The organism is Streptococcus danieliae, assembly GCF_013415245.1.
In the GTDB taxonomy this organism is placed as follows: domain Bacteria; phylum Bacillota; class Bacilli; order Lactobacillales; family Streptococcaceae; genus Streptococcus; species Streptococcus danieliae_A.
This window is the reverse complement of the sequence record NZ_JACBXX010000085.1, coordinates 1-2,353: the sequence shown is the minus strand read 5'-3', so window position 1 is coordinate 2,353 and position 2,353 is coordinate 1. Positions and strand designations below refer to the sequence as shown.

Annotated in this window: 2 protein-coding genes and 1 tRNA gene; 1 reads left to right on the top strand and 2 read right to left on the bottom strand. The window is 35.4% G+C overall.

The window, feature by feature from the left end; genetic code table 11:
* Positions 1-336 precede the first annotated feature (336 nt).
* Positions 337-407: transfer RNA gene (locus HZY94_RS03190), tRNA-Cys, on the top strand.
* Between the two features lie 196 nt (positions 408-603).
* On the opposite strand, the gene HZY94_RS03185 is transcribed toward HZY94_RS03190, so the two are convergent.
* Both HZY94_RS03185 and HZY94_RS03180 read right to left on the bottom strand, forming a co-directional pair.
* The gene (locus HZY94_RS03185) at positions 604-783 is read right to left on the bottom strand and encodes a hypothetical protein (RefSeq protein ID WP_179924980.1); all 180 of its coding nucleotides are present in this window, start codon (positions 781-783) and stop codon (positions 604-606) included.
* 352 nt (positions 784-1,135) lie between these two features.
* Positions 1,136-2,353: Fic family protein (locus HZY94_RS03180; RefSeq protein WP_179924979.1), on the bottom strand; the 1,218-nt coding region annotated here is incomplete at its 5' end.

The window sequence follows — 2,353 nt, the reverse complement described above, 5'->3', positions numbered from 1 at the left end:
CCTGGCAGTAAGTATGCGTTTTTTAGTCATGGTTGGTTTTGCATTATCAAAACTCAAATTGGGACAACGCGAGCACTTAGCTAGCTGGGTTGTTTGATAATAGTTTAAAAATGTATGGATGAAAACAGGGATTTTTTGCGCCCTTTTTTTGATATTTCCGTGAAGTTTAGAGTTATTTCACTTCCTAAACTTAGGGAAGGATGTCATTTTTTATGAACTTGATGATGAATAGCCAAGGCCCTGGTATTATTTTTTAAAAGAATAAGCAACGGGAATGATTCCCAAAGGTTCCCTGTTGACGAGCACCATAATTTAGTGTAAAATAATCTTTGTTGTGGCGGTATAGCCAAGTGGTAAGGCACGGCTCTGCAAAAGCTTGATCGTCGGTTCAAATCCGTCTACCGCCTTTTTTATCCCTGTTTAACAGGATTTAACCGAATGAAAAGCCCGAAAAATCGGGCTTTTTTGATTTTTTGTTCGGTTAAATTCGGTTAAATATGAGAAAGTTGGTGGGCAAATGGTGGGCAAGATACAAAAAAACCGCCTCGAATTCGAGACGGTTAGTGTTAGAAAATCAATGGAACCTTTCCATTTAATTTTTATCTATTGTAGCATATTGCGACGCTCTTCGATAAGCTGAGTGAGTTCGTCCAGGTCTTCGAGGGTAGCCAAATTTTTGACAAAGCTTCTAGCGGTTGAACGCTTATTGATATAAGCTTTCCGCTCTTTGTTAGCATCGTCCCATTTTTTATTGGCCCGCTTTTGTGATTCAGATACTACCATAATACTCTCCTACTTAAAAAGATACCAAAGGACTATGAAAAATAGAATCCAGCCTACCAAAGCCTTCCAGTCAAATTTATGACGTTCAACTTTAAAAGATACTTTCATTCCCATGATTTTTTTGTTATGATAAGCATAACCCCTGAAGGGGCGAGTGGGTTAATCCCACTCGATGATGATTGTAAAGTCAAGGATAAGGATGTTAAGTCGGATTTTCAAACTTATCTTTGGCTTTTTTCTATGCTTTGCCATAACTTCCTCCTTTCTATACTTCTATTATATACGCTTTAGCGTGTATCGTCAGGGGATATTTGGAAAAAATGAACTAAAAAAAGCCCTCCATAACGGAGGGTTATGCAATGATATCTACCAGTAGCTCTGGATTCATTTTATAGACAATAGGATTTGATTTTGTTTTTATTAGTAAACCTTTAGCCTCAAGATTCTTGGTCGTGCTATTTATTTTCGACCTGGTATATTTTTCTTTGTACATTTCACTCAACTCGATATTGCTTATGCCGTTTTCTTTAAAATCAAATAATTGCTCTTGGCCCAAAATAAAGAGTAGCTCTGACTCTACCTTTGAAATATTTAGTGAATCTATCTTATCGAGTAGTTGTTCAACCTGTTGGACAATTTTATTAACTTTAATAATCATCCTTTCCTGTCCCTGTAAGATTATCTCCAGCATATCACCTATAAAGTGGGTAACATCTCCTCTATTCTTAGGATGAGAAGTATTTGAAAAACTTTCATCATATTTTTTCTTATTCTGCAGTACTGCCTCAGAAACAGAGAGTCCTGTAAATAAGTCTAGCTTCCTAGCTAAATAAGATGAAAGTAAGAATCTCCCCATTCTTCCGTTACCGTCATAAAACGGATGAATGTACTCGAAAAAATAATGAGTTACTAACGCCTTTATTACGAATGAGATATCTGAATTCATAAAGATCAACATTTTCTCCAAATCATCCCGAATCGCTTGTTCATTTGGATTTCCTTGATGAAATTTTTTCCCACCTCCAGCTACATAAATAACATCTTTCCTAAATAACTCCCCATCAGGTCTATCACTCTCTTCAATGTCATCTAATAACAACTTATCATAGATTGCCCTAAAATCACCTAAACTATTAATGATTTGCACCTCTTCTTCAAGAATGCTCTTATACATAGAAACTATGCCAAAAAAACGTTTATTTTTGGTTTTATCATGTAATGCCTCCACTAGCTCTCTTCTTGTGGATTTAACTCCTTCCACATCGTTTGTACTCTTTATTTCATCAATCATTTGGTGAACAATTAGTCTATCTTTAATAATTTGAGGTAGCAAATCACTCCTTAAACGCTTACTATTATTAAAGATTTTTTCAATTAAAGACATGTGTTCCATCAATGGAACGTAAAAGAGTCGATGCTTTTCTGTTGTGATTCGACGTTCTTCTCGTTGAGAAAAGGGATGAATTTCTAAATTAGTTTTAAAGGTACTTGTTGAATCGAAACGAGAAGTATACTCCTTTTCATAAATGCTGATATCCTCGTAACTTATGATTTCAAGTCTTTTATACAT